At 68.4% G+C, this 24936-nt stretch carries 23 protein-coding genes and 1 tRNA gene; 14 read left to right on the top strand and 10 right to left on the bottom strand.

Annotation, left to right across the window (positions count from 1 at the left end; translation table 11 throughout):
* Positions 1–93 precede the first annotated feature (93 nt).
* The 6 genes from Aple_RS45005 to Aple_RS44980 all read left to right on the top strand — a co-directional run bounded on the left by Aple_RS45005 (position 94) and on the right by Aple_RS44980 (position 6156).
* On the top strand, positions 94–1692 hold the full coding sequence (locus Aple_RS45005; protein WP_155350923.1) for an ABC transporter substrate-binding protein: 1599 nt from the start codon (positions 94–96) through the stop codon (positions 1690–1692).
* On the top strand, positions 1689–2672 hold the full coding sequence (locus tag Aple_RS45000; RefSeq protein WP_246265300.1) for an ABC transporter permease: 984 nt from the start codon (positions 1689–1691) through the stop codon (positions 2670–2672). Before Aple_RS45005 ends, Aple_RS45000 begins: the two co-directional genes overlap by 4 nt.
* Positions 2672–3526, top strand: coding sequence for an ABC transporter permease (locus Aple_RS44995; protein ID WP_155350922.1), 855 nt, complete (start codon positions 2672–2674; stop codon positions 3524–3526). The genes Aple_RS45000 and Aple_RS44995 overlap by 1 nt, the downstream gene beginning before the upstream one ends.
* Complete coding sequence (locus Aple_RS44990; protein WP_246265297.1) at positions 3523–4467, top strand: ABC transporter ATP-binding protein; 945 nt, start codon at positions 3523–3525, stop codon at positions 4465–4467. Before Aple_RS44995 ends, Aple_RS44990 begins: the two co-directional genes overlap by 4 nt.
* Positions 4454–5095, top strand: coding sequence for an ABC transporter ATP-binding protein (locus Aple_RS44985; RefSeq protein ID WP_155350920.1), 642 nt, complete (start codon positions 4454–4456; stop codon positions 5093–5095). The genes Aple_RS44990 and Aple_RS44985 overlap by 14 nt, the downstream gene beginning before the upstream one ends.
* Before the next feature lie 416 nt (positions 5096–5511).
* A complete protein-coding gene (locus tag Aple_RS44980) occupies positions 5512–6156 on the top strand; it encodes a hypothetical protein (RefSeq protein ID WP_155350919.1) in 645 nt (214 codons plus the stop codon).
* A gap of 96 nt (positions 6157–6252) precedes the next feature.
* Here the strand turns inward: Aple_RS44980 and Aple_RS44975 are convergent, their stop codons facing one another.
* Positions 6253–6456 (bottom strand): hypothetical protein, encoded by a 204-nt coding sequence (locus Aple_RS44975; RefSeq protein WP_155350918.1) that lies wholly within the window; start codon positions 6454–6456, stop codon positions 6253–6255.
* A 76-nt stretch (positions 6457–6532) separates the two neighbouring features.
* Positions 6533–6604: transfer RNA gene (locus Aple_RS44970), tRNA-Arg, on the bottom strand.
* Positions 6605–6735: 131 nt separating this feature from the next.
* Here Aple_RS44970 and Aple_RS44965 point away from each other — a divergent pair.
* Both Aple_RS44965 and Aple_RS44960 read left to right on the top strand, forming a co-directional pair.
* Positions 6736–7134 carry a response regulator transcription factor gene (locus Aple_RS44965; RefSeq protein ID WP_246265295.1) on the top strand — a complete coding sequence of 133 codons (399 nt, stop codon included), beginning with the start codon at positions 6736–6738 and terminating at the stop codon, positions 7132–7134.
* Positions 7135–7163: 29 nt separating this feature from the next.
* Positions 7164–7721, top strand: coding sequence for a hypothetical protein (locus tag Aple_RS44960; RefSeq protein WP_155350917.1), 558 nt, complete (start codon positions 7164–7166; stop codon positions 7719–7721).
* Between the two features lie 52 nt (positions 7722–7773).
* Here the strand turns inward: Aple_RS44960 and Aple_RS44955 are convergent, their stop codons facing one another.
* Positions 7774–9108: a glycoside hydrolase family 16 protein gene (locus Aple_RS44955; RefSeq protein ID WP_246265292.1), complete on the bottom strand. Its 1335-nt coding sequence runs from the start codon at positions 9106–9108 to the stop codon at positions 7774–7776.
* 170 nt (positions 9109–9278) lie between these two features.
* Positions 9279–10424, bottom strand: a complete 1146-nt coding sequence (locus Aple_RS44950) for an ROK family transcriptional regulator (protein ID WP_155350915.1) — start codon at positions 10422–10424, stop codon at positions 9279–9281.
* Between the two features lie 69 nt (positions 10425–10493).
* On the opposite strand from Aple_RS44950, the gene Aple_RS44945 reads away from it, so the two are divergent.
* Positions 10494–10691 (top strand): MbtH family NRPS accessory protein, encoded by a 198-nt coding sequence (locus Aple_RS44945; protein ID WP_155350914.1) that lies wholly within the window; start codon positions 10494–10496, stop codon positions 10689–10691.
* Between the two features lie 166 nt (positions 10692–10857).
* On the opposite strand, the gene Aple_RS44940 is transcribed toward Aple_RS44945, so the two are convergent.
* Entirely contained in the window at positions 10858–11847 is a 990-nt protein-coding gene (locus tag Aple_RS44940; RefSeq protein WP_155350913.1) for a LacI family DNA-binding transcriptional regulator, read from the bottom strand.
* A 154-nt stretch (positions 11848–12001) separates the two neighbouring features.
* Positions 12002–13384: a GH1 family beta-glucosidase gene (locus Aple_RS44935; RefSeq protein WP_155350912.1), complete on the bottom strand. Its 1383-nt coding sequence runs from the start codon at positions 13382–13384 to the stop codon at positions 12002–12004.
* Positions 13385–13611: 227 nt separating this feature from the next.
* On the opposite strand from Aple_RS44935, the gene Aple_RS44930 reads away from it, so the two are divergent.
* From Aple_RS44930 to Aple_RS44910, 5 genes are all read left to right on the top strand, one after another.
* Complete coding sequence (locus Aple_RS44930; protein WP_246265290.1) at positions 13612–16380, top strand: glycosyl hydrolase; 2769 nt, start codon at positions 13612–13614, stop codon at positions 16378–16380.
* Between the two features lie 209 nt (positions 16381–16589).
* Entirely contained in the window at positions 16590–17948 is a 1359-nt protein-coding gene (locus tag Aple_RS44925; protein WP_155350911.1) for an ABC transporter substrate-binding protein, read from the top strand.
* A 91-nt stretch (positions 17949–18039) separates the two neighbouring features.
* Positions 18040–19020, top strand: a complete 981-nt coding sequence (locus Aple_RS44920; protein ID WP_155350975.1) for a carbohydrate ABC transporter permease — start codon at positions 18040–18042, stop codon at positions 19018–19020.
* Positions 19017–19976, top strand: coding sequence for a carbohydrate ABC transporter permease (locus Aple_RS44915; protein WP_155350910.1), 960 nt, complete (start codon positions 19017–19019; stop codon positions 19974–19976). The genes Aple_RS44920 and Aple_RS44915 overlap by 4 nt, the downstream gene beginning before the upstream one ends.
* A gap of 119 nt (positions 19977–20095) precedes the next feature.
* The gene (locus Aple_RS44910) at positions 20096–21097 is read left to right on the top strand and encodes a LacI family DNA-binding transcriptional regulator (RefSeq protein WP_155350909.1); all 1002 of its coding nucleotides are present in this window, start codon (positions 20096–20098) and stop codon (positions 21095–21097) included.
* Here Aple_RS44910 and Aple_RS44905 read toward each other — a convergent pair.
* The 4 genes from Aple_RS44905 to Aple_RS44890 form a co-directional block, all read right to left on the bottom strand.
* Positions 21089–22267: a hypothetical protein gene (locus tag Aple_RS44905; protein ID WP_155350908.1), complete on the bottom strand. Its 1179-nt coding sequence runs from the start codon at positions 22265–22267 to the stop codon at positions 21089–21091. The two genes, Aple_RS44910 and Aple_RS44905, sit on opposite strands and share 9 nt — an antisense overlap.
* Complete coding sequence (locus Aple_RS44900; RefSeq protein ID WP_155350907.1) at positions 22268–22645, bottom strand: Rid family detoxifying hydrolase; 378 nt, start codon at positions 22643–22645, stop codon at positions 22268–22270.
* Between the two features lie 8 nt (positions 22646–22653).
* A complete protein-coding gene (locus Aple_RS44895) occupies positions 22654–23799 on the bottom strand; it encodes an alanine racemase (protein ID WP_155350906.1) in 1146 nt (381 codons plus the stop codon).
* 43 nt (positions 23800–23842) lie between these two features.
* Positions 23843–24936 (bottom strand): N-acyl-D-amino-acid deacylase family protein (locus Aple_RS44890; RefSeq protein ID WP_155350974.1); only part of this gene is annotated, 1094 nt, incomplete at its 5' end.

Raw genomic sequence — 24936 nt, 5'->3', positions numbered from 1 at the left:
TGAAGAAGGGCAACCTCACTGGGCGACTGTTTGTCATCTGATGTATTTGCGAAGGACTTGCAATAACTAGGTGATCGCTTTACCTTCGCTCCCATGACGCCCTTTCGCGCCAGATTCGCACCCCTTGCCCCTCTCGTCCTAATTGCCGCGCTTGCACTCACCGCCTGCGCCGCGCCGACGGCGCCCCAGACCTCGTCGAAAGGCTCGCCGGACGACACGTTCGTTCTCGGGATCAGCTCTGAGCCGGACACCCTCAACCCGGTCCTGGGCTACGCGGTCGACGGCGGCTCGCTCCTGTTCGACGGGCTGGTCAGCCGCAACGCCGATCTCTCACTCAAGCCCGCGCTCGCGGAGAAGCTGCCCGAGGCCGACGGCACCACGGTCACCTTCACCCTGCGCAAGGACGTCAAGTTCCACGACGGAACCCCGCTGACCAGCGAGGACGTCGCCTATACGTACCAGGCCGTGCTGGACGAGAAGAACAACTCCAGCATCCGCGGCGACTTCGCGGCGATCGAGTCCGTGCAGGCGCCCGACCCCGCGACGGTGGTCTTCCACCTGAAGTACCCGTACGCGCCGATCCTGCAGCGCACGACGCTGGGCATCGTGCCGAAGAAGCTGCTCGACGGGCAGAGCCTGGAGGGCGCGGCGTTCAACACCAAGCCGGTCGGCACCGGGCCGTACACCTTCGTGTCCTGGACGCCCGGCGACAAGCTCGTGCTCAAGGCCAACCCGTCGTACTGGGGAGGCGCGCCCGCCATCAAGCAGCTCGTGATGGCGTACGCCACCGACGACAACGTGCGCGCCACCAGGATGGCGGCCGGGGAGTTCGACGCGACCGTGCTGCCGCCCAAGGCCGCCGCGCGGTTCGACGGCCAGTCCGACCTGACCGTGCGCCGGGTGCCGAGCGCCGACTACCGGGGCGTGATGTTCCCCTTCGGTACCCCGGTCACCGGCGACGTGGCGATCCGCAAGGCGGTGAGCCTGGCGCTGGACCGCTCGGCGATGGTGGACACCATCCTGGCCGGGGCCGGAGTCCCCGCGTTCGGCCCGATCGCGCCCGACACCACCTGGTACAACCCGGCCATCACCGGTTCGCCCACCCCCGACCAGGCACAGGCCGCCCAGATTCTTGACCAGGCCGGCTGGACCATGGGCGAGGGCGGCATTCGCGCCAAGGACGGCACCCGTGCGAGCTTCACCCTGATGTACCCGGCCGGTGACTCACTGCGTAAGGACCTCGCTCTCGCCGTCGCCTCCGATGCCAAGAAGATCGGCGTCGATGTGCAGTTGGCCGGACTCGACTGGGACGCGATCGAGCCGCGCATGGCTAAGGACGCGCTGGTCATGGGCTATGGGGCGCCGTTCGACCCGGACTACACCAACTACGAGCTGTTCCACTCCGCCTTCGCCGGCCAGGGTTTCTTCAACCCGGGCAACTACAAGGTCCCCGAGGTCGACGCGCTGCTGGAGAAGGGCCGCGAGACGTCCGACCCGGCCGCCCGCAAGCAGGCCTACGACGCCTTCCAGCAGCGCATCAGCGACGACGCCGCCTGGGCGTACCTGGTGTACCTCAAGCACGTCTACGTGGTGCGCGGCCAGTGGACCGGGATCGCCCCGTCGGTGGAGGCGCACGAGCACGAGACCGGCGGCCTGTTCCGGAACATCGCCGAGTGGAAGCCGGCGTCGTGACGCGTGCGCTCGTCCGGATGGCGGTCTGGCGGCTGGCGTTCACCGTGCCACTGCTGTTCGCCGTCACCTTGGGCATGTTCGCGCTGGCCAAGGCCTCGCCGTTCGACCCCGTCCGGCAGTACCTCGGTGACCGCGCGGTCATCACGAGCCCCGAGGTCATGGCACAGATCCGGGAGAACTGGGGCCTGGACCGGCCGGTCGCCGAGCAGTACCTGACCTGGCTGGGCAACCTGGTGCAGGGCGACCTCGGCGACTCGCGCAGCATGCACCGGCCGGTCATCGAGGTGATCGGCGAGCGGCTCGGCTGGACCCTGCTCGCGGTGAGCTGCGCCCTGGTGCTCATGCTGGCGGCCAGCCTCGCGGTCGGCGCGCTGGCCGCCCGGTTCCGCGACTCGTGGCTCGACCGGCTGATCACCGGCACCGCGTACGCCAACGAGGCGGCCCCGGTGTTCTGGGTCGGGCTGATCGTGATCTGGGTGTTCGCGGTGCAGTTGCGGTGGCTGCCGCCGGGCGGGCTGACCGACCCGGCCGCCACCACGCTGGAGGCGGGGGACGTGCTGGCGCACATGGTCCTGCCGGTGGCGGTGCTGGCGTTCTCGCAGTCCTCGTGGTTGTTGCTGTTCGTCCGCGAGTCGCTGATCACCACTTTGCGGGAGGATTTCGTGCTCGGTGCCCGCGCCCGGGGCCTGCGGGAACGCACCGTGGTCGTGCGGCACGCGCTGCGCTCGGCGCTGCTGCCGTTCATCACGCTGCTCGGGGCGCGCATCCCCGAGCTGGTCACCGGGGCGATCCTGGTGGAGACCGTGTTCTCTTGGCCGGGGGTGGCGTCGGCGTCCGTACAGGCCGCCCTCGCCGCCGACTTCCCACTACTCGCCGCGCTCACCCTGCTGGCCACGCTCGCGGTGGTGCTCGGCAACCTGCTCGCCGACAGCGCCTACGTGATCGCCGACCCGCGCGTGCGCGTCCTGGGGGTGAGCTGATGACCGCGACGTCCCTGACCGCGCGAAAGGCCGCGACGGGCCGATCCCGGTGGATCGCCGCCGGGGTGCTCATCGCGCTCGCACTGGCCGTGCTGCTGGTGCCCATGGTGGTGCAACTCGACCAGCAACTCGTCGACCTGCGTTCGGCGAACCAGGCGCCGTCTCTGGCGCATCCGTTCGGCACCGACGAGGTCGGGCGCGACGTGCTGCTGCGGGTCGTCTACGGGCTGCGCGTCTCGCTGCTGATCGGCCTGGTGGCGGCCCTGGTGTCGGTCACCGTCGGCACCGTGGCCGGACTTGCCGCCGGCACGCTCGGCGGCACCGCCGACCGGCTGATCATGCGGGTGGTGGACGGCTTCAACTCGGTGCCGCACCTGCTGTTCGGCATCTTCATCGTGGCGCTGTTCTCCCCCAGCGCCACCGCGGTCGTGGCCTCGGTCGGGCTCACCCACTGGACGACCGCGGCCCGGATCGTCCGCTCGGAGGTGCTCACGCTGCGCGCCCGGCCGTTCGTGGACGCCGCGATCTCCGGCGGGTCCGGCCGGCTGCGCATCGTCCGGCGGCACTTCCTGCCGCACCTGCTGCCGCACATCGCGCTGGCGTCGGTACTGATGGTCCCGCACGCCATCTGGCACGAGACCGCGCTCAGCTTCCTCGGCCTCGGCCTGCCCCCGCACCTCGCCTCGCTCGGCAACATGATCAACGATGGGGCACGATCGCTGCTCGCCGGCAACTGGTGGGCCTCGCTCTTCCCCGGCCTGTTCATCCTCGTGCCCACCCTGGCGATCTCGGTGCTCGTCCAGTACTGGCGCGACCGCGCCAACCCGCGCTGGCGATCGGAGCTACAGCTGTGACCTCCTCCCTGACCGTGCAGAGCCTGTCCGTACGGTTCCACCTGCCCGGCGCGACCGTCCACGCGGTGAGCGACGCCTCCTTCGCGGTACGCCAGGGCGAGTGCCTGGCCCTGGTCGGCGAGTCCGGCTGCGGCAAGTCGGTAATGGCGCACGCCCTGATGGGGCTGCTGCCCGGCAACGCCACCGTGGCCGGGTCCGCCTGGCTGCGAACCGGCGGCGCGCCGCCCCTCGACCTGATCGCCGCGCCGGAACGGGTGCTCGCCCGCACGGTGCGCGGCCGCCGGATCGGCCTCGTCCCGCAGAGCCCGGCCGCCCACCTCACCCCGGTGCGCACCGCCCGCGCCCAGCTCGCCGAGGCCCTGCGCGAGCTGGGCAACCCCGCCCCCGCCGACGAACTGGCCGCGCGTGCCGGTCTCGCCCCGGCGCAATTGGACCGGTACCCGCACCAGTTGTCCGGCGGCATGGCACAGCGCGTCGTCAACGCCATCGCCCTGGCCGGCGACCCGTGGCTGATCATCGCCGACGAGCCGACCAGCGGCCTGGACCGCCCGCTCGTCGACGCCACCATGACCGAGCTGCGGCGGCTCGCCGACGACGGCCGCGCCGTCCTGCTCATCACGCACGACCTGCGCGCCGCCGAGCAGGTCGCCGACCACATCGCGGTGATGTATGCCAGCCGCGTGGTGTCGCTCGCTCCGGCGGCCGAGTTCTTCGCCGGACCGCGTCACCCGTACGCGGCCGGGCTGCTTGAGGCGCTGCCGTCCCGCGGCTTCACCCCGATCCCCGGCCGGCCTCCGGAACTCACCGACCTGCCCGCGGGCTGCGCGTTCCTGCCGCGCTGCGACCGATCCACCGCCGCCTGTTCGCACCTGCCCGAGGCTGGGACGGAGCCGAGCAGGGTGGCCTGCCATCACCCCCTGGAGCATCATGTTGCGCGCTGACGGCATCACCGTCGCCTACGGCCGGCAGCGCGTGCTGCGCGGCGCCGACCTGGCCGTGGCCCCCGGCGTCGTCACCGGACTGGCCGGGCCGAGCGGCTGCGGCAAGTCCACCCTGGCCCGGGTGCTCGCCCTGCTGCTCCGGCCCGACGCCGGCCGGCTCACCGTGGACGGGGCCGAGGTCCACCGCTGGCGGCACCGGGCCTCCCGCGACCTGCGCACCCGGGTCGCGCTGATCTTCCAGCAGCCCCGGCTCGCCGTCGACCCGCGGCTCACCCTGCGCGAGATCGCCGCCGAGCCGTTCCACGCCACCGGCCGATCGCCCGGCCCGGCCGCCGAACTGGCCGAGGACCTGGGGCTCACCTCCGAGCTGCTGATCCGCCGCCCGCACGAGGTCTCCGACGGGCAACTCCAGCGCGCCTGCGTCGCCCGCGCGCTCGCCCTGCGGCCCCGCTATGTGATCTGCGACGAGATGACCACGATGCTGGACGCCTCCACCCAGGCCCACCTCATCGCCCGCCTGGAGGCCTACCGCCGCGAAACCGGCGCCGGAATCCTCGCCATCACCCATGACGAGGAGCTGCTCACTCGCTGGACCGAACCGTCCGGCGGCCCCACCGTGCGCATGTAGTGACGCTCACGCTGGTCGCGCGGCTGGTCACCACCCGCAGCTCGGATCCGAAATCATCGCTCTAATCGCAAACAGTCAGACATGTCTGCTTCTACAGCAAATCGGACGTTCATGCGCTGGTTCCTCTCTCGTCGCACTCTCGCTGACGGCACCTGGCTGAATATGAACGCTCGCTCTTCTGCGGCGGCGACACTCCATCTGGACCGATCTCCGTCAGGTCCCGCACAGCCGACGAGGCCGGGGTCTGACATCACCATCAGACGTCCCCGGCCTCGGTGTGCGAGGCGAGACCGGGGAGGTCTCTCCTCCCGGACGCCACCTGAAGATCACGAGTCGGTCATCAGAAATGATCTAGCCGGGTTCCGGAGTCGCCCTGTGGCGCCCCGCCACCCGGTCGGCTTCGTTCAGGAGATCGCGTGAACATCCCTACCCGCACACTGGCGGTCGCGCTGCTCGTCACGGCCGTACTGCCGGTCATGGTGGGCGTCGCCATGCCCGCCTCCGCGCACCCCTTCGGCGCACCGCCGACGGCGCGGATCAGCGCCACCGGATCGCAGGTGGAGATCCTCTACACCGCGAGCCCCGACGACTGGTTCGCACTCGGATCCGCCAAGGGCGCCTTCAAAGACGTGCCGCGCCAGCTCACCGGCGATGAGAAACTGCAACGCTCGTCCGTGGTGCGCGACTACCTGCTCAGCACCATCACCGTGGCGCAGGACGGCAAGCCGTGCCCAGGCCGGCTGGCGTCCCTGGTGGGCGTGACCGACAATGGCGCCCGCTTCAGCTACGACTGCGGCCGGCCGGTCGACGACCTCGACGTCACCCTGAGGGCCCTGATCGACCTCGACAGCAACTACCGCACCGTGCTCGTCTTCGCCCCGCCGGTCCAGCAGGCGCAGATGCTCTTCACCTCGACAACCACGACCCAGCATCTGCGCTTCTCCGGGTCCGGCGTCAATATCGCCGTCATCGGTCTCGCCCTCTGGTTGGCGTTCGTGGTGGCCGCCGGGATCGGCGGTCTGGTCGTGCTGAGGATGCGGCGCAGGAGGAAGTCGGCATGACGGATCTGAACAGCATCGACAGCCGGTTCGTCGCGTTCTTCGACGGCGGCGGTGACCTTGGTGGTGTCGTACTCGATGGTGACGGACCTCAGCCGGTCACCCGCGTAGCGAGGAGCCGCGCGTACGGTGCCGAAGGCTGAGCGTGGGATCGGGGTGATCGGCGAACCCCAGGCTCCGGTAGAGGCCCTGCCCGTCCGGGCTGGCGTTCAGGTCGACGCGGCTGAGCCCCAAACCGTCGAACCAGTCGAGCAGGTCCCGGCGGCCATGGGCGGCCCCCACCCGGCGACGACTTGTCCACAATTCAGGTCCTAACAACCGAAATCGCCGACCCGCCCGAAGGCGAATCGGCGACCCAAAGGCGTTCCCTTGTTCTGGGTGCCCCCTGCAAGATTCGAACTTGCGCTCCCGGCTCCGGAGGCCGGTGCTCTATCCCCTGAGCTAAGGGGGCTCAACGTGTAGCTAGATTACCAGTAGTCGGGGGACGCTCGGCACCATGATTGTTGAGGGTGTTGTGGTCGGGGCGTACACATACGGTGAAAAGCGCGCGTGGTACCCCTGGGAGGGGTTAGCCTCGCGGCCGTGGGTGAGGTTCTGGGGCGGGTACTCGTGGTGGATGACGACGAGGTCATTCGACAGCTCATCGCGGTCAATCTGACCTTGGAGGGCTTCGATGTGTACACGGCGTCCGATGGGCAGGATTGTCTTGATCGGGTGCGGGAGGTGGATCCGGATGTCATCACGCTGGATGTGATGATGCCGCGGATGGATGGGTGGGAGACGGCGACCAAGTTGCGGGGGGATGTGCTGACCACGCACATCAAGGTCGTGCTGATCACCGCTCGGGCGCAGGAGGACGACAAGCGGCGCGGGTTGGGCATCGGGGTGGATGCGTACCTGACGAAGCCGTTCGATCCGGCCGAGTTGATCCAGGTCGTACGCGATCTGGCCACGGAGGCCCGGCTGTCGTCAGGCGCGTGAGGTTCTGGAGCGCAACTATCGTCGGAGGCATGAGTTTTGTGCTGGCGGTGTGGCGGGAGAGCGAGCCGATCGGGCGGGCGGTGGCGCGGGAGCGGTATCCGCATGCCGAAGGGTCGATGCTCAAGGAGCGGTTTCCCGATGAGGACGTCAGTGGTGGGCTGATCCGGATCGGGGCGGATCGGGTGGATGAGGTGTCGAACGCGGTGTTCGCGTTCGCGCGGGATGAAGGTCTTGTCTGCTATGACCCGCAGCGGGATCTTGTGCACAATCGGGAGCCACTGGGGGCGTATCCGGGGATTCAGCTTCATACGGGGGACGGGATGGTGGCGACCGATCCCGATCTGGGGCTGATTCATGACGTGCTGGGGACGATGTCGGTGCAGAACCCGTTCGTGGCGCTTGTCGTTTATGGGCGGCACTTCATGCAGGTTTCTCCGGGTTCGGCGGGCGATTACGAGCTGGAGTTCAAGGAGGGTGGGATCATCCGGGCCACCCGGCTGGATGATCTGACCGAGATTCGGGCGTGTTTCCTGGCGTACGCCACGGGGGATCGGTCGTTTCTCGGAGAACATCAGTGGTCCTCGTAAAGGCCCGCAGGCCGGACACTGAGCCGTGTCCAAGCCTGCGGGCCGCCATGGCTCACGTGGTAGAGAACGTGAACCAATTGACGTTGACGAAGTCGGCCGGCTGGCCGCTGGTGAAGGTGAGATAGACGGTGTGGGTGCCGGTTACGGGGGTGATGTTGGCGGGGACGGTGCGCCAGCTTTGCCAGCCGCCGGTGTTGGCGAGGGCGAAGTCGCCGATCACCGGGCCGGTGAGGCTGTCGAGGCGGACCTGAACGAGGCCGCTGACGCCGCCGGCCGCGCCTGAAGCGACGCGGGCGCGGAATTGGGTCGCGGCGGTTGAGCCGAAGCGGACGCCGTCGAAGCGGAGCCAGTCGCCATTGGCGATGGCGCCGACGTTCTGGCCGCCGCCGGAGTCGGTGGTGGTTTCGCGGATGGTGCCCTGTTGTGCCTGGTACGCCTCCGCCTGGATGGTCGAGCGCGCGTCCACGCCACCGCCGGGAGGCGGCGAAGGCGACGGGGAGGTCGGCGGCGTGGTGGTGCCGCTCTGCCAGACGGCGACGTAGTCGACCACCATGGGGCGGCCGGAGACCGTGGCGGCGGTGGGGGTGCCGAACCCGGCGAGGGCGTTCGGGAAGGCGCCACCCATGGCCACGTTCAAAAGGATGAAATATCCGGCGTGGCTGGTCATGTTATTCCACGTCGTCGCGTCGAGCTGGCCCTGGCTGACGCTGTGGTACTGCTGTCCGTCCACGTACCAGCGCAATTGGTTGGGGCTGACTGACCGGTCCCATTCGAAGCGGTACGTGTGGAAGGCGGACTGGCAGGAAGAGCCGGGGCAGGCGCGGCTGTTGCCAAGGCCGGTGGTCTCGTTGCACGGGCCGCCGGCGCTGACGCCGCAGTGCAGAACGCCCCAGACCGAGTTGAGGCCGTTGACGTTCTCCATGATGTCGAACTCGCCGATGCCGGGCCAGTTCCAGTAATTCCCCCGGTACGGCGCGCCCAGGGCCCAGAAGGCCGGCCAGTACCCGAGGGCGGCATTTCCGGTGACGTTGGGCATCTGGATTCGGCCCTCGATCCGGAGGATTCGCCCGGCGGCGGGCTTGAAGTCGGATCTGCGGGTCTCGATGCGGGCGGAGGTCCAGTTCTGACCGCTGCCGATGGGGGTGATCCGGAGGTTGCCGGCACCGTCCAGGCTGACGTTGGAGGGGTTCGCGGTGTAGTTCTGGATTTCCCCAGTGCCCCAGTTGCCGGGTCCGCCCGGGTAAGCGTGGCCGGTGTCGATCTGCCAGTTGGTCGAGGAGGGCAGCGAACCCGCGCTGCCGTTGAAGTCGTCGGACCAGACCAGGCTCCAGCCGGAGGGGGTCCCCGGGACGGCGGCGTTGGCGGTCATGGCGTTGAGCAGGCTCACGGGGAGGAGCACAGCCGTCAGCCACGCTAGCAGAGAGCGTTTTCTAAGTCGTACGGATTGCATGAGGAACCTCTCGGGTGAGGGGATACCGCAGTCACCGCAGCGCTGATCGGCGATTGAGGATACTTTGCGCCTTAGTCCAACGAGGGTCAAGGCCCAGAAGTGAGAAGTTAGAGAGCGCTCTCAATGTTCGAGACTTGAACACTAGCGAGAGCGCCAAGTACGCCGGCACGCTCCCCCAGGACGCCCGGGACCACGGTGAGGACGGCCGCGGCGCTGGGGATCGCGAGGCGGTGGACGACCTCCAGGATCGGGTCGATGAGGAGCGCCCCCGCCTCGGCGAGAGCACCGCCGACCACGACCAGCCCGGGGTTGAGAATGTTGCAGAGACTGGCCACGGCCACGCCCAGATGGCGGCCCGCGTCACCGATCACCCGGCGGCAGCCGACATCGCCAGCGGCGGCCAGCTCAACCAGCCGGGGCACCGTGACACCCGGGCCGTGAGTGGCTCTGACCAGCTCAGTCAGATAGAGTCCACCCGCCAGCGTCTCCAGGCACCCACGATTCCCGCACCGGCAAAGCCGCCCGTTCTCGTCGATCGTGATGTGCCCGAGCTCCCCCGCGGCGCCACTCGCACCGCGGTAGACGCGCCCGTCGATGAGAATGCTCGCACCCACTCCTGAGGCGACCTTGAGGTATGTGACGTCCTGCCGCCCCCGCGCGGCACCCCAGGTGGCCTCGGCCAGAGCGCCCAGATTCGCGTCGTTGTCGACGTGTACTGCCAGGCCGAGGCGCTCGCTCATCGCAAGGGCGGGATTGATCCCCACCCAGCCCGGGAGGATCGTGCTCGACCCGAGGATGCCGGTGAGCGGATCGATCGGACCCGGAACACCGAGACCCACTCCCAAGATCTCGGCGCGCTCGGATCCCAGAGTTTCGAGCAGCTCGTCTACCAGAAGTTCGGCGGCGAGCAGGCCCTCGGCGGCGCTGGCGTCCACGTCGATGGGGATGGCACGTTCTGCCAGCACCTGGCGGGTTACCTCGCCGATCGCGACGCGCAGGTGGGAATGGCCGAAGTCGATGCCGACCAGGAGACCGGTCTCGGGGGCCAGGGTGACCGCGTTGCGGCGGCCGCCACCTGAGGTGATCGCGAGAATGCCCAGGTCGCGGAGTTCCCGGACGATGGTGGAGACGGTGGCGGGAGAGAGACCGGTGGTCCTGGCCAGTTGGGCCTGAGTGAGCGATCCCGCCTTCCGCACCGCCTCTGTCACCATGCGCCGGTTCATCTCGCGGAGCGAGGACAGCGAGTTCGCCATTAACGATCTCCCATGTTCAGATTCCGAACCTACACCCCTTGACGGGTCCGGAAAATATGAGCACTCTCAATGGAGAGCGCTCTCAGCAGAGAGGGGGCGACCGTGCCCACCTTCACCGTCATCATCAGCCAAGAGGGCCAGTACGCCCTCTGGCCCGCGGACAGCGACCCGCCCGACGGGTGGAGGGCGACCGGCGTGGACGGGGTGCACCAGGAGCACCTGAACCACATCGCCCAGGTATGGGGAGTCCACGGCACGATCGTGTAGCCCCCTCCGCCGACGCCGACAACCTCGCTACCTAGTAGAGGTGGCGGTTTACGCGCCGTCCATATTCCGCAGAGCGCTTCAGTTCATTCACCGAGCGAAGGTTTCCGCCAGCGGTGCCACCCGGGCGAGGGCAGCCTCCAGCCCGGCCGTCTCAGCCGGTATGGCCTCAGGTGGATTCGCGGACCACCAGTTCCGTCGGCAGCACCACGGGCGACGACACGTCCGGAGCCAGCAGCAGTCGCGCGAGTTCGCGTCCCATTTGCAGGGTCGGCTGGCGAACGGTGGTCAATGGCGGATCGGTGTACACAGCGGAAGCGACGTCGTCGAAGCCGACCACCGCGACGTCGTCCGGCACCCGGCGGCCAGCGAGGCGCAGGGTTTGCATGGCGCCGAAAGCCATCATGTCCGACGCGACGAAGACAGCGTCCAGGGCCGGATCGTCTTCCAGGAGCTGCCGCATCGCGACGGCGCCGGACTCCCGGGTGAAGTCGCCGATGGCGATGATCGAGCGGCGGCCGGAGTCGCGCAGGACCTGGCGGTAGCCGTTCAGGCGGTCGATGCCGGCGACCATGTCGGGTGGGCCCGCGATGGTGGCGATGCGGCGGCGGCCGCGTTCGAGGAGATGTGTTACGGCCTGGACGGCGCCGGAGACGTTGTCCATGTCCACATAAGGCAGCCCATTCCCCGTGATCGGGCGACCGCTGCAAACCACGGGGATCCCCCGCCGGGCGAGCGTCATCGGCAGCGGATCCGCGCCGTGCATGGACGCGATGATCACACCGTCGACGTGACCGGCCGTCGTGTAACGCTCGACCCGCTCGTGGCCCCGAGCCGACCCCGCCATCATCAGCACGAGCTGCTTGTCGGCGGCTTCGACCTCCTGGCTGACCCCCCGGATGATCCCCGCGAAGGTCGGATCGTCCGAGAACACCCGCACGGGCGGTTCGGAGAAGACCAGCGCGATCGAGTCCGCCCGCTGCGTGACCAAACTCCGTGCCGCGAAATTGGGGACATATCCGAGTTCGTCCACCGCGCGCATGACGGCGATCCGAATATCCTCCCCCACGCTCGCCGACCCGTTCACCACCCGCGAAACGGTCGCCCGGGACACGCCGGCCCGGGCGGCCACTTTCTCCAAGGTCGGGCGCACGGTCACGCCATTCCCCCATCCATCTCCAGCGCGATTTCACAGTCGCGGACTCCTGGCGTCCGGATTCTAGTGCCATAGAATCCGGACAAACCGCTCGGGCGTGCGACTTTGAAATGATCTATCCCTGCGGACCGCCACGTGCCTCCGTCACTGGCATCGCTCACGCCAGCAAGCCGTTCCGCCTGATGACCTCGCTATACCAGCGCGCGCTCTCCTTCGGCACCCGCTCCTGCGACGCGTAATCCACGTAAACCAGCCCGAACCGCTTCTCGTATCCGTACGCCCACTCGAAGTTGTCCATGAACGACCACACCAGATACCCCCGCAGATCCACCCCTGCGGCGATCGCGGCATGCGCGGCCCGGAAGTGCGCGTCCAGGAACGCGATCCGCCGCTCGTCGCTCACCCGCCCCCCGGACAGCACGTCCTCGAAGGCCGCGCCGTTCTCGGTGATCACCAACGGCACCGGCGGATAGTCCCTCTTGAGCCCGATGAGCAGCTCGGTCAGCCCATCCGCCTCGATCGGCCACCCCATGGCCGTCGTCGGCCCGGGCTTGTCGATGAAGCCGACGCCTTCGCTGCCGGGGAAGACCGGGTTGGCGGGCTGCCCAGGGCGCGGCTCCACCTGGAACGGGTGGTAGTAGTTCACCCCGAGCATGTCGATGGGCGCTCCGATCAGAGCGAGGTCGCCTTCCTTCACGAACGACCAGTCGGTGAAACGCTCGGCTCGCCGTACCACATCGGTCGGGTATTCGCCCCGCAGCACCGGATCCAGGAAGATCCGGTTCAGGATCCCGTCGGGCACCGCGACCGCGGTCAGGTCGGAGCCGCGGACCGGCGCCAGGTTGAGGGTGATGCCGACCTGGCGAGCCCCGGCGCGGCGGAGTTCGCGGGTGGCCAGGCCGTGGCCGAGCAGCAGGTGGTGGGCCGCCGCGAAGGCCGCCCCGGGGTCGGTACGTCCCGGCGCGTGCACCCCCGCCGCGTACCCGAGGAACGCGGAACACCACGGCTCGTTCAGCGTGGTCCACAGGTCGATCCGGTCCCCGAGCCGCCGGTGCACGATCGTCGCGTACTCCGCGAAACGCTCGGCGGTGTCGCGGTTCGTCCAGCCGCCGTGATCTTCCAGGGTCTGCGGCAGGTCCCAGTGGTAGAGGGTCAGGATCGGCGTGATGCCGTGCCCGCCGAGCTCGTCGACCAGCCGGTCGTAGAAGTCCAGGCCCCGGGAATTGGCCGGACCGGAACCATCGGGCTGGATGCGCGGCCAGGACACCGAGAACCGGTAGGCCCCCATGCCGAGCCCGGCCATGATCGCGACATCGCTCGCATACCGGTGGTAGTGATCGCAGGCGACCTCCCCGGTATGCCCGAGATGCACTTTCCCAGGGGTCCGCGCGAAGGTGTCCCAGATGGATGGCCCCCGGCCGTCCTCCCGGGCCGCGCCCTCGATCTGGTACGACGCCGTGGCCGTCCCCCACACGAAACCCGCAGGGAATTCCAGCACGCCGGGTTGCGCCCCCCGGGCCAACTCCGCGGACACGGTCATGTCGTCTCGCCCCTCCCCGCGCCTCCCCGTGAGAGCGCTCTCAGGCAGCATCCCGGCTGGATGGACCGGCTGTCAAGACGAGCCCTGACGCACACGTTTTCCTGGATGCTCGTGATGACCCATTGACGCGACGTTAACTGCGGGGTTACCTTCCTGCCGCTGAGAGCGCTCTCTGAAATCCCTCGGGCGGGGCAAGCCCCGCCAGCTCGGTACCTGAGGAGGTAACCGTGCGTTTCAAGACAGTCGTTGTCGCCGCCAGCATGGTGGCAACGGCGCTCGTCGTCCCCGTCGTCACCGCGGGTCCCGCGAACGCGGTCGCGGTCGGCGCGGGCAGCTACGCGGCCACCCGCCCCGCCGGCACCGTCGGCCCTTCCAACTTCAATGGCCAGGCCGTGACCCCCAAGGTCACGTCCCGGATGGCCGGCCGCGCCGTGCCCACCAACGACTGGTGGTCCTCGCTGGTCTGGCAGCGGTTCGCGGACAACCCGTACTCCGAGAACATGTACGCCCACCCACTGGCCTTCCACGCCTGGGCCAACGGGCTCGGCGTGGGCTACCAGCCCAGCCCGACGATCACTCCTGACCAGCGGAACTACGAGCACATCGCCCCCAACGACCTGACCGTCGGCATCTCGGGACTTAACGCGCCCCGGACCGAGGTGGACGGCTGGTCGGACTGGACCGTGACGCCGCGGTGGACCGACGGGACCCGCACCCTGCGGACCACGATCGGGCACGGCTCGCCGTATGTGTTCGCGGAGGCGACCGGCGGCAACGCGCAGGTGACCTTCAACGGGCCCACGACCGTCTGGAGCAACACCGGAAACGTGCTCGGCGTGGCCGTGAACGGCCGTGACTACGCGCTGTTCGCGCCGACCGGCGTCAACTGGACGCTGACCGGAACCGCCAACGCGACCGCGCCGGCGAGCTTCTACTCGGTCGCGGTGCTGCCGTCCCGGGCCGCGCTGGCGCTCTACACGCAGTACGCCTACTCCTTCGTTACCAACACCACCGTGAGCTGGTCCTACAACGCGGCGGCCGGTCAGCTCACCGCGACCTACGCGGCCACCACGACCGCCCGCCAGGGCAGCCAGACCGGGACATTGTTCGCGCTCTACCGGCACCAGTGGCTGAACACCAGCGACGCCCTGACCGCGCACACCTACGCCTCACCACGCGGTGAGATGAAGGTCCGCGCTGGGACCTCGTTCAGCACGGTCTCCAAGTTCAACGGCGTGCTTCCGGCCCTGCCGATATCGCCCACCGCCGATACCAACCGGATCAGGGCCGATATCGACGCCGAGCTCAACGCGGCCGACCCGTACAAGGGCGCGGCAGACACCTACTGGACCGGCAAGGCGCTCTGGCGGCTGGCCGCGCTCATCCCGGTGGCCAACCAGATCGGCTACACGGCCGGACGGGACCGGGCGATCAACCTGGTCAAGACCCGCCTGGCCGACTGGCTGACCGCGGGCTCGGGCGAGACCGGGCGGCTGTTCGCCTACGACTCGACCTGGGGCACGCTGATCGGCTACCCCGCGTCGTACGGCTCCGACGCCGAGCTCAACGACCACCACTTCCACTACGGCTACTACGTCCTGGCCGGCGCCATGATCGCCCAGCACGACCCGGCCTGGGTCGCCGACTCCCAGTACGGCGGCATGCTGAAACTCCTGGTCAAGGAAGCCGCCAACTACGACAGAAGCGACACGCGGTTCCCGTTCCTGCGTAACTTCGACCCGTACGCCGGGCACGCCTGGGCCGCCGGGCACGGCTCGTTCGCGCACGGCAACAACCAGGAGTCCTCGTCCGAGGCGATGATGTTCAACGCCGCCGCCGTCCTGTACGGCCAGGCGACCGGCGACAACGCCCTCCGCGACATGGGCATCTACCAGTACACGACCGAACGCGACGCGATCGGCCAGTACTGGTTCGACAAGGACAACGCGGTCTTCCCGTCCTCCTTCCCGCACGACACGCTCGGCATCGTCTGGGGCGCGTCCGGCGCGTACGCCACCTGGTGGACCGCCAACCCGGAGGAGATCCACGGCATCAACATGCTGCCGATCACGGGCGGCTCGCTCTACCACGGCGCGTGGAAGGCCGACATCCTGCAGAACGTGGCCGAGATCCGGGCCGGTAACGGCGGTCAGGAGGCCGAGTGGCGGGATGTGATCTGGGAGTTCCTGGCGATGAGCGATCCGGCGCAGGCCCAGTCGCTCTGGCTGGGCGCGAATCCGGGTCCGGAGGACGGTGATTCGCGGGCGCACGCGTATCACTGGATCTCCTCGCTGAACGCCTGGGGCACTCCGGACCATTCGGTCACGGCCAATGTTCCGACGTACGCGGTGCTCAATAAGGGTGGCGCGAAGACGTACATCGCCTACAACGTGTCGAGTTCCGCCGTGACCGTAACGTTTTCGGATGGGCAGACGCTGGCCGTACCGGCGCGGGCGATGGCCTGGCGCGGCGCGGCGGGCAGCGGCGTCGAGAACGGCAACGGCGCGGGACCGAACCCCAGCCCGAGCCCAAGCCCAAGTCCCAGCCCAAGTCCCAGTCCCAGTCCCAGCCCGAGCCCGGGCACCGGATTCGACGCGCGTTCCACCATCCAGGCGGAAGCGCGTAACGCCCAGCAGGGCACCACGCTGGAGACCACCACCGACACCGGCGGCGGCCAGAACGCGGCGCACCTCGCCAACGGTGACTGGCTGCGCTTCGACGGCGTGCGCTTCAACGGCGAGTTCCAGTTCAAGGCCCGGGTCGCGTCCGGCGCCGCGGGCGGTATCAGCGGCTTGGTCCAGGTTCGGCTAGGCAGCCCGACCGCTACTCCCATCGGCGACTTCGCGGTCTCCAACACCGGCGGCTGGCAGTCCTGGATCACGGTCCCGGCGAACATCGCCAACACCACCGGCACTCATACCGTCTACATCACCTTCACCAGCGGCCAACCGGCCGATTTCGTCAACCTGAACTGGTTCACCTTCGCGGCGAGCTGACGCAGCGCAGATCACCACGCCGGGCGGCCCCCGCGCCGCCCGGCGTTCTTACAGAGACGCCTGAGAGCGCTCTCTAATCGACCTAACAGCGCAATTCACAATCCCGTAACCGTAATCTCACATCGATTGACATCCCCACGACAAGAGATAAGGCTTCCGGAATCGCTCTCTCACGAGAGTTCCCGGTAACAGCTTTGGAGGAAGGGTCCATGTCGCTCCTCTCCCGACCCGCCCGCATAACGGCCGTCGCAGCCGGCCTCGCGCTGATCGCCGCCGGATGCGGATCTTCGGAGAACACCACCACGCCGCCCGCCGCAGGGGGCAGCGCCAGCGTCTCCGCGGAGTGCCAGCCGTTTGCCGAATACGGTTCGTTCGCCGGTAAGACGGTGAGCATCTACTCCCCCATCCGTGACACGGAAGCGGACCTGTTCCAGGAGGCCTGGGCTCCGTTCGCCAAGTGCACCGGAATGAAGATCACCTACGAGGGCACCGGCGAGTTCGAAGCGCAGATCCAGGTCCGCTCCGACGCCGGCAACCCGCCTGACATCGCCATCTTCCCGCAGCCGGGTCTGCTGGAGCGCTTCGCCAAGGCGGGCAAGCTCAAGCCGGCCTCGGCCAAGGTCAAGGAGCTGACCGACACCAACTGGTCGCCGGACTGGGCCAAGTACGCCACCGTCGACAACGTCTTCTACGGCGCCCCCCTCGGCGCCAGCGTGAAGTCCTTCGTCTGGTACTCGCCGAAGATGTTCGCCGAGAAGGGCTGGAAGATCCCCACCACGTGGGACGAGCTGATGACCCTCACCGACACCATCGCCGCCACCGGCATCAAGCCCTGGTGCGCGGGCATCGAGTCCGGTGACGCCACCGGCTGGCCGGCCACCGACTGGATCGAGGACATCATCCTCCGCGACCTCGGTCCCGAGGAGTACGACAACTGGGTCGCCCACAAGCTCGCCTTCAACGACCCGAAGGTCGCCGCCGCGGTCGACAAGGTCGGCGCCATCCTGAAGAACGACAAGTACGTCAACGGCGGCTACGGCCCGGTCAAGTCGATCTCCAGCACCGCCTTCCAGGAGGGCGGCGTGCCGATCACCGAGGGCAAGTGCGCCCTGCACCGGCAGGCCTCCTTCTACGCCAACTTCTGGCCTGAGGGCACCGTGGTCGGCGAGCAGGACGACGTCTACGCCTTCTACCTGCCCGGCAACGACGCCTCCAAGAAGCCGGTGCTCGGCGCCGGCGAGTTCGTCGCGGCCTTCGCCGACCGTCCCGAGGTCCAGGCCGTGCAGGCCTACCTGGCCGGCACCGACTTCCCGAATCGCCGGATGAAGCTGGCCACCTACGTCTCCGCCAACAAGGGCGTGGACCTGGCCAACGCGCAGAACCCGATCGACAAGCTGTCCATGGAGATCCTCCAGGACCCGGCGACGATCTTCCGCTTCGACGGTTCCGACCTGATGCCCGCCGCGGTCGGCGCGGGCACCTTCTGGAAGGGCATGACCGACTGGATCAACGGCAAGGACACGAAGTCCACCCTCGACTTCATTGACGCCTCCTGGCCGAAGTCGTAGAACCAAGCTCAACAGGTTGAAGTAAACGTCCGGCTCCGATGATCGGAGCCGGACGTTGCCTGCCTCAAGGGAGACCCATACCCCCATGGATCTGAACTTCGACTTCGCGGCCGAGTCACCCAAGCTGGTTCAACTCCTGATCGGTGTCGTCGCGTTCCTCGCCTTCATCGGCCTCATGCTGCTCCTCCTGGACCGCGCCCCGATGCGGCAGCGGGCCCGGCTGCACGCCCTCATCCTGCTCGGGCCCGCGCTGATCCTGCTGGGTATCGGTCTGATCATCCCGGGCATCCGCACCACCCTCCTGTCGTTCATGAACGGGGACAGCTCGACCTGGGTCGGGTTCGAGAACTACACGTGGATGTTCACCCAGCCCGAGGCGCTCACCGTGCTGCGGAACACGCTCATCTGGGTGCTGGTCGTGCCGCTGCTGGTCACCGCCATCGGGCTGGTGTACGCGGTGGTGGTGGACAACACCCGGTTCGAGTCGCTGGCCAAGTCGCTGGTGTTCCTGCCGATGGCGATCTCGTTCGTCGGTGCGGGCATCATCTGGCGGTTCGTGTACGCCTACCGCCCCGAGGAGGCCGACCAGATCGGGTTGCTCAACCAGATCGTGGTCCTCCTGGGCGGCACGCCGCAGCAGTGGCTGCTGGATCCGCCGATCAACACGCTGTTCCTGATCATCGTCATGGTCTGGATCCAGGCCGGGTTCGCCACCGTGGTGCTGTCGGCCGCGATCAAGGGCATCCCGTCCGAGATCGTGGAGGCGGCCCGGCTGGACGGGGCCAGCCCGATCCAGATGTTCTTCCGGGTCACGATTCCGGCGATCCGGCCGGCCGTGATCGTGGTGGTGGTCACCCAGTGCATCGGGACGCTGAAGCTGTTCGACATCGTCCGTACCATGACCGGCGGGCAGTTCGACACCAGCGTCATCGCGAACGAGATGTACAACCAGTCCTTCCGCTACGGCGAGACGGGCAAGGGGTCGGCCCTGGCGGTGTTCCTGTTCGTGCTCGTCATCCCCATCGTGATCTACCAGATCCGCAACCTGCGGCAGCAACGGGAGGCAAGATGACCGCCACGGTCACCCCGACCCCCAGAACGTCCTCCCCGCCGCCGAGCACCCCGCAGTCCCGCGTCCGCAAGCGGCTGACCAGCAGATGGGCCAGCCTGATCGCGATCGTGATCGCGCTGCTGTGGACCACGCCGACCTTCGGGCTCTTCCTGTCCTCCTTCCGGCCCGAGGACCAGATCAAGCAGACCGGCTGGTGGACGTTCTTCAGCGATCCGGTGCTGACGCTGGAGAACTACCAGTCGGTTCTGTTCAGCACGTCGTCCTCGTCCGGCCAGATGGCCAGCTTCCTGATCAACTCGCTGGTCATCACGATCCCGTCCGTGCTGTTCCCGGTGGCCCTGGCCACCTTCGCCGCGTACGCGCTGAGCTGGCTGGACTTCCGCGGCCGGGACTGGATCTACATCGGCATCTTCGCCCTCCAGGTGGTTCCGCTGCAGATGGCCCTGGTGCCGCTGCTGTCGTTCTTCTCCCAGGGTGTGGAGCTGTTCGGGCTCCAGGTGCTGCCCGCCTGGGATCTGGAAGGCCCGGCCAAGTTCATCCAGGTCTGGTTCGCCCACACCTGCTTCGCCCTGCCCGTCGGCGTCTTCCTGCTGCACAACTTCATGTCCGAGCTGCCGGGCTCGCTGATCGAGGCGGCCCGGGTGGACGGCGCCACGCACGGGAAGATACTGCGCAGGATCGTGCTGCCGCTGGTGCTGCCGGCCCTGGCCTCCTTCGGCATCTTCCAGTTCCTGTGGGTCTGGAACGACCTGCTGGTCGCGCTGATCTTCGCCGGTGGCACGCCGGACTCGGCTCCGATGACGGTACGGCTGGCGCAGATGGCCGGCACCCGGGGCAACGAATGGCAACGCCTCACGGCGGGCGCGTTCGTGTCGATCATCGTGCCGCTGGTCGTGTTCCTGTCCATGCAGCGCTACTTCGTCCGCGGCCTGCTGGCCGGTGGCATCAAGGGATAATCCCCCGGTAATGAGAAATGCGCCCCCTGGAATAAAATAATCTCAGTTCAATCGCCCGACCTGCGCCTACGTAAGATCGGTACGCTTGGTCGCGCATTTCTCATTACCGGAGGGTCTCGATGAAGCGCCCCACCCTGGAGGCTGTCGCCGCGCGTGCGGGGGTGTCCCGGGCAACCGTTTCCCGGGTCGTCAACGGGCAGTCCACGGTCGGCCCGGAGATCCGCGACGTGGTCATGCGGGCCGTCCGCGAGCTCGGCTACGTGCCCAACTCGGCGGCGCGCAGCCTGGTCACCCAGCGAACCGACTCCATCGCCCTGGTCGTCTCCGAACCCCCGACCAGGGTGTTCTCCGACGACCCGATGTTCTCCACCGTGATCCGCTCGGCCAGCGTGGAGCTGGAGGCGGCCGACAAGCAGGTCGTGCTGATGCTCAGCGGCACCGCCCAGAGCCACGCCCGGGTGGAGCGATACATCGCCTCCGGGCACGTGGACGGCGTCATGCTCATCTCCATGCACGGCGCCGACCCGCTGCCGGCCGCCATCACCCGGATGGGCGTGCCCGCCGTCTCGTACGGCCGGCCCGCGGTTCCGGTGGCTTTGCCGTACGTGGACAACGACAACGTGGGCGGCGCGGAGAAGGCCGTCAAGCACCTGCTGGAGCGCGGGCGGCGGCGGATCGCCACCATCGCGGGCCCGCAGGACATGATCGGCGGGCAGGACCGGCTGACCGGCTACCGGACCGCGCTGCGCGACTCCGACCGGCGGTCCATCGTGGCGGTGGGCGACTTCACCCGGGAGTCGGGCGCGATCGCGATGCGGCAGCTGCTGGAGGACGATCCGCAGCTGGACGCGGTCTTCATCGCCAACGACCTGATGGCCATCGGCGCCATCCAGGCGCTGCGCCAGGCCGGGCGGAGCGTGCCGGACGACGTGGCCATCGTCGGGTTCGACGACATCGAGGCGGCGCTGTACACCGATCCGCCGCTGACCACCGTCCGGCATCCGATCATCGAGCAGGCGGCGGCCATGGTCGCGCTGCTGCTCAGCCTGCTGGAGGGCGACGAGAACGCGGCCAGCCCGGTGATCTTGCCCACCGAGCTGGTGATCCGCGAGTCAGCCTAGGGAGTTCTTGATCCTGGCCAGGACGTTCAGCGGGGCCAGGCCGTACGCGAAGAAGTCCACGCCGGTGGCGCCCGCGGCCTTGGCGGCGCGGACCTTGGCGGCCAGGCGGTCGGTGGCGTCGGTCTCGCCGAGGGCGGCGATGTCCGGCGCGCCTGGCCGCAGCACTGCGCGCAGTCCGCGGTCCTTGCCGACCGAGCGCTGGTAGGCGGCGATGTCGTCGGCGACCCTGGCCGCGTCGCGGGCGTAGGCCAGGACGGCGACGGACTGCACTATGTCGCCGAGGGCGACCAGGTCGACGCCGAGTTGCCAGGCGTCGTGGGCGGCGAGCCCGGCCGGGGGCAGGCCGTCGGCGTAACCCTTGGCGGCGCCGGTGCCGTCGGTGAAGGTGAGCCTGGAGCCCTCCTCGGTGACGGCGGCGGAAACCTCGGCGACCAGGGTGGTGACGGTCTCCGAGCGAGCCCGGGCGTAGGCGACCACCTCCGGTCCGGCGTAGGCGGTGAGCGCGGCCCTGGTCACCTCGCCCTGGGCGGGCGGATCGCCGGCCAGGACGCCGCCGATGATCCTGCCGCACTCCTCGCGGGCCACCTCGGCGTTGACGCCCAGGTCGGCGGCGCGGCGCAGGCAGTGGTGGCAGAAGCACAGGCCGAACAGGAAGGCGTCCATCGGGCCGAGCGGGACCGCGCAGCGTTCGTAGCTGAACGGGCTGAAATGCAGGGCTTCGGCGACGACGCTGTCGAAGCCCTGGCGGGCGACGGCGCGGGCCAGGGCCACCGCGTACTCACGGACGTCAGGGTGGGCCGGGCAGAGATCGGCCGGGGAGCCGCGGTCGCCGAAGCAGTTGCGGATGGTGACCTCGGGGTGCCGCTCGCCGAGCGCGGGGTTGCGGAGGAAGACCGTCCAGCCGTGTACGGCCAGTCCCCTTTGGCGGAGTTCGCCCAAGGGGAGCTGGGGTTGCGCCGGCGGGACCAGGCGACCGCCGTCCGGCCAGGGCACGCGCACGCCGTCGTGGCGCACGGTCACCCGGGTGACTCCGTGCGGGGTGATGTCCCTGGACCGCTCGGAGGTCACGGCGATGGTCACCCCCGCCGCGCCGTAGCCGGTGATCCGGTCGAGGACCTGATCGACGCCCTCGGCCAGGTCCTCGGCGAAGACGTACACGGAGGTGTCCACTTACTGCCCCTTGTACGCCACGAAGTCGATTTCCACCAAAATGTCCAGGAGCTGTGAGCCGACGGTGGTCCGCACCGGGTAGGGCTCGGTGAAGTACGACTTGTACACCTCGTTGTAGGCGGCGAAGTCCTCCTTCAGGTTCTGCAGGTGCACCGTGGACTTCACCACGTGCGCGAAGGTCAGCCCATGCGCGGCCAAGATGGCGCCCAGGTTCTGCAGGGTTTTGTGCGTCTGCTCGGCCACGTCGACGCCGACCACCTCGCCGGTCACCGCGTCCAGCGGCCCGACGCCCGCGGTGTACACGAAGTCCCCCACCACCAGGCCCTGCGAGTACGGCCCGACCGGCGCGTAGCTGTCGGTGGTACGGATCTCCTGCATGTTCGCTCCTAGAAGTAGGTGGTGATCAGATCGACGACCACGTGGTCGTCATCGACGACGGGGATGACGCGCCACTTGTCGAACGCCGTGCACGGGTGGGAGATGCCGAACGAGACCAGGTCCCCCGGGCGCAGGCCGTCGCCACTGAGGTAGGTGTGCTGGTCCTGGATTCGCTCCACGGTGATGCCGTCGGGCATGTTGTGCGGGATCGGCAGGTCGATGTCGTAGGGGACGTCGCGTTTGCCCATGCCGACCATGATCAGGCCGGGCTCCGGGGTGGAGATCACTTGGGCCCAGACTTCGATGGCGGGTCGGAGGACGTCGCGGAGGGGGCTGGCGCGGGCGTACAGGCCTTCGTCGTGGGCGATGTACGCGCCGCTGCGCAGGATCACGGTGGCGTCTTCGATGCCGAGCTCTTCGGCGACCAGGTCGAACCAGGCGCTGCCGCCCGCGGAGACGATCAGGTGCTTGGTGTACGGCCTGACGAGTTCGGCGGCTTCGGCGAGTTGCCGGAGGTAGGCGCGGACCTCGTCGGGGCCGGGTTGGGTGCCCTCGTATCCGGCTACTCCCGCGAGTTCGACGCCCTCAGTGTTGGTGATCATCTCGGTGAGGCTGCGCAGTTCTTCTAGGCCGCGGCAGCCGGTGCGTGCGTTGGGCTGCCCCAGTTCGATCAGGACCTGGAACGGCTTCTTCCCCGCAGCCGCTGAGAGCACGCTGACGCCTTCGGGACAATCGGCATACACCAGGCATTCGAAGCCTGCTTCGAGCTCGCCAGCGAGCCAGTGGAGCGCTCCCACGTCGTAGATTTCGTTGGCCAGGAGCACGCGCCGTACGCCGAAGTGCCGGAAGGCGAGGACTTGGGCGGCGTTGGCGGCGGTCATGCCCCAGGCGCCGGCGCGGAGCTGGGCCTGGACGAGTTCGGGGGACATGGTGGTTTTGCCGTGCGGGGCGAAGGTCAGGCCGTGGTCGGCGGCGAAGCGGGCCAGGGTGGCGATGTTGTGGTTGAGGGCTGATTGGCGGAGCACGAGGAGCGGCCAGGTGAAAGGGCCGTCGAAGAGGGAGTGGCGCGCTGCCAGGAAGTCGGTTCTGGTGATCGGTTCCGGGTGCAGGAAGCCGCGGGTGCGCCAGTCGATGACCGGGTCGTCGAAGTTCATGCCGCCTCCCCGGTATAGACCACCCCGTGGATCGTACTGGACCTCAGGCGGCACGGAGGGCGCGGCCGGGGGTGGCTCCGGTTAGGTGGCTGTCCTTGAGTACGTGCACGCCGGCGACGAGGACGTCGTCGATGCCGATGGAGAGGGAGCGTGGGTTCTGGTAGGTCGCGGTGTCGGAGACTGTGTCTGGGTTCACGACGATCAGGTCGGCGATCTGGCCGGGGCGGATCAGACCACGGTCTGGGAGGTGGAAGCGGCGGGCTGGGTGCGAGGCGAGGTGTATCGCCGCTTGTTCCCAGGTCAGGTCGCCGAGTTCACGAACATGACGGCCGAGGTAGCGCGCGAAGGTCCCGTAGGCGCGGGGGTGGGGATGTCCGCCGACATGAATGCCGTCGGATCCGCCCATATGTCCTGGATCCCGCATGATCGCTCTGATGGACTCCTCGCCGCTCGGGCCTTCGTCCGGACGCGCTATCACGCATCCTGCCTCCAGTCGCGTCTCGATCAGCAGGACCCGGCAGAACTCCTCAACCGAAGCGCCGTATCTCTCCGCGGCTTCGGGCAGCGTCAGCCCTTCAGCCCACTCGAACGTTGGCGCATGCGCCAACGTCAACCGCTCCCAGACCACCTCTGACCACTCCCGCTTTACCCGTTCCCCCTCTTCGACGAGTACGGCGAGCGCCTTCTCGATATCGGCCGCGGGCACCCAATTGGGCAACACAACCATCCCCAGAATCGTGCTCCCCCGCAGATAGGGATAGGTATCGAAACTCAGATCCACCCCTTCGTCCCGCGCCCGCTCGACAAGCCCCAGCAATTCCCCCGAAGGCCCATGAAAATGCGAAATATGCACCGCCACGTCCGCCCGCCGCGCGATCTCCACAACCTCCGCCACCCCCACCCCTGCTTCGGCCCCATATCCCCGCATATGCGTCACATAAGGCAACCTACCCAAGCTCTCACAAATCCCAGCTAGTTCCCCCACATCCGCATACCGCCCCGGCACATACTCCAACCCACTCGAAACCCCCACCGCCCCCTCACTCAACCCGCGCTCCACAATCCCCCGCATAATCCCCAGCTCATCCTGATCCGCCCCCCGCTCCGCCGCCCCCATAACGTCAAACCGCACAGTCC

Source organism: Acrocarpospora pleiomorpha, assembly GCF_009687885.1.
In the GTDB taxonomy this organism is placed as follows: domain Bacteria; phylum Actinomycetota; class Actinomycetes; order Streptosporangiales; family Streptosporangiaceae; genus Acrocarpospora; species Acrocarpospora pleiomorpha.
Note: the sequence above shows the minus strand (reverse complement) of the source record. Positions and strands in the feature narration are given on the sequence as shown.

Coding starts and splice junctions, on each gene's coding strand:
- Aple_RS45005 (WP_155350923.1), top strand. CDS start 94: ATGACGCCCTTTCGCGCCAGATTCGCACCCCTTGCCCCTCTCGTCCTA.
- Aple_RS44995 (WP_155350922.1), top strand. CDS start 2,672: ATGACCGCGACGTCCCTGACCGCGCGAAAGGCCGCGACGGGCCGATCC.
- Aple_RS44985 (WP_155350920.1), top strand. CDS start 4,454: ATGTTGCGCGCTGACGGCATCACCGTCGCCTACGGCCGGCAGCGCGTG.
- Aple_RS44960 (WP_155350917.1), top strand. CDS start 7,164: ATGAGTTTTGTGCTGGCGGTGTGGCGGGAGAGCGAGCCGATCGGGCGG.
- Aple_RS44950 (WP_155350915.1), bottom strand. CDS start 10,424: ATGGCGAACTCGCTGTCCTCGCTCCGCGAGATGAACCGGCGCATGGTG.
- Aple_RS44945 (WP_155350914.1), top strand. CDS start 10,494: ATGGAGAGCGCTCTCAGCAGAGAGGGGGCGACCGTGCCCACCTTCACC.
- Aple_RS44935 (WP_155350912.1), bottom strand. CDS start 13,384: ATGACCGTGTCCGCGGAGTTGGCCCGGGGGGCGCAACCCGGCGTGCTG.
- Aple_RS44925 (WP_155350911.1), top strand. CDS start 16,590: ATGTCGCTCCTCTCCCGACCCGCCCGCATAACGGCCGTCGCAGCCGGC.
- Aple_RS44915 (WP_155350910.1), top strand. CDS start 19,017: ATGACCGCCACGGTCACCCCGACCCCCAGAACGTCCTCCCCGCCGCCG.
- Aple_RS44910 (WP_155350909.1), top strand. CDS start 20,096: ATGAAGCGCCCCACCCTGGAGGCTGTCGCCGCGCGTGCGGGGGTGTCC.
- Aple_RS44900 (WP_155350907.1), bottom strand. CDS start 22,645: ATGCAGGAGATCCGTACCACCGACAGCTACGCGCCGGTCGGGCCGTAC.
- Aple_RS44895 (WP_155350906.1), bottom strand. CDS start 23,799: ATGAACTTCGACGACCCGGTCATCGACTGGCGCACCCGCGGCTTCCTG.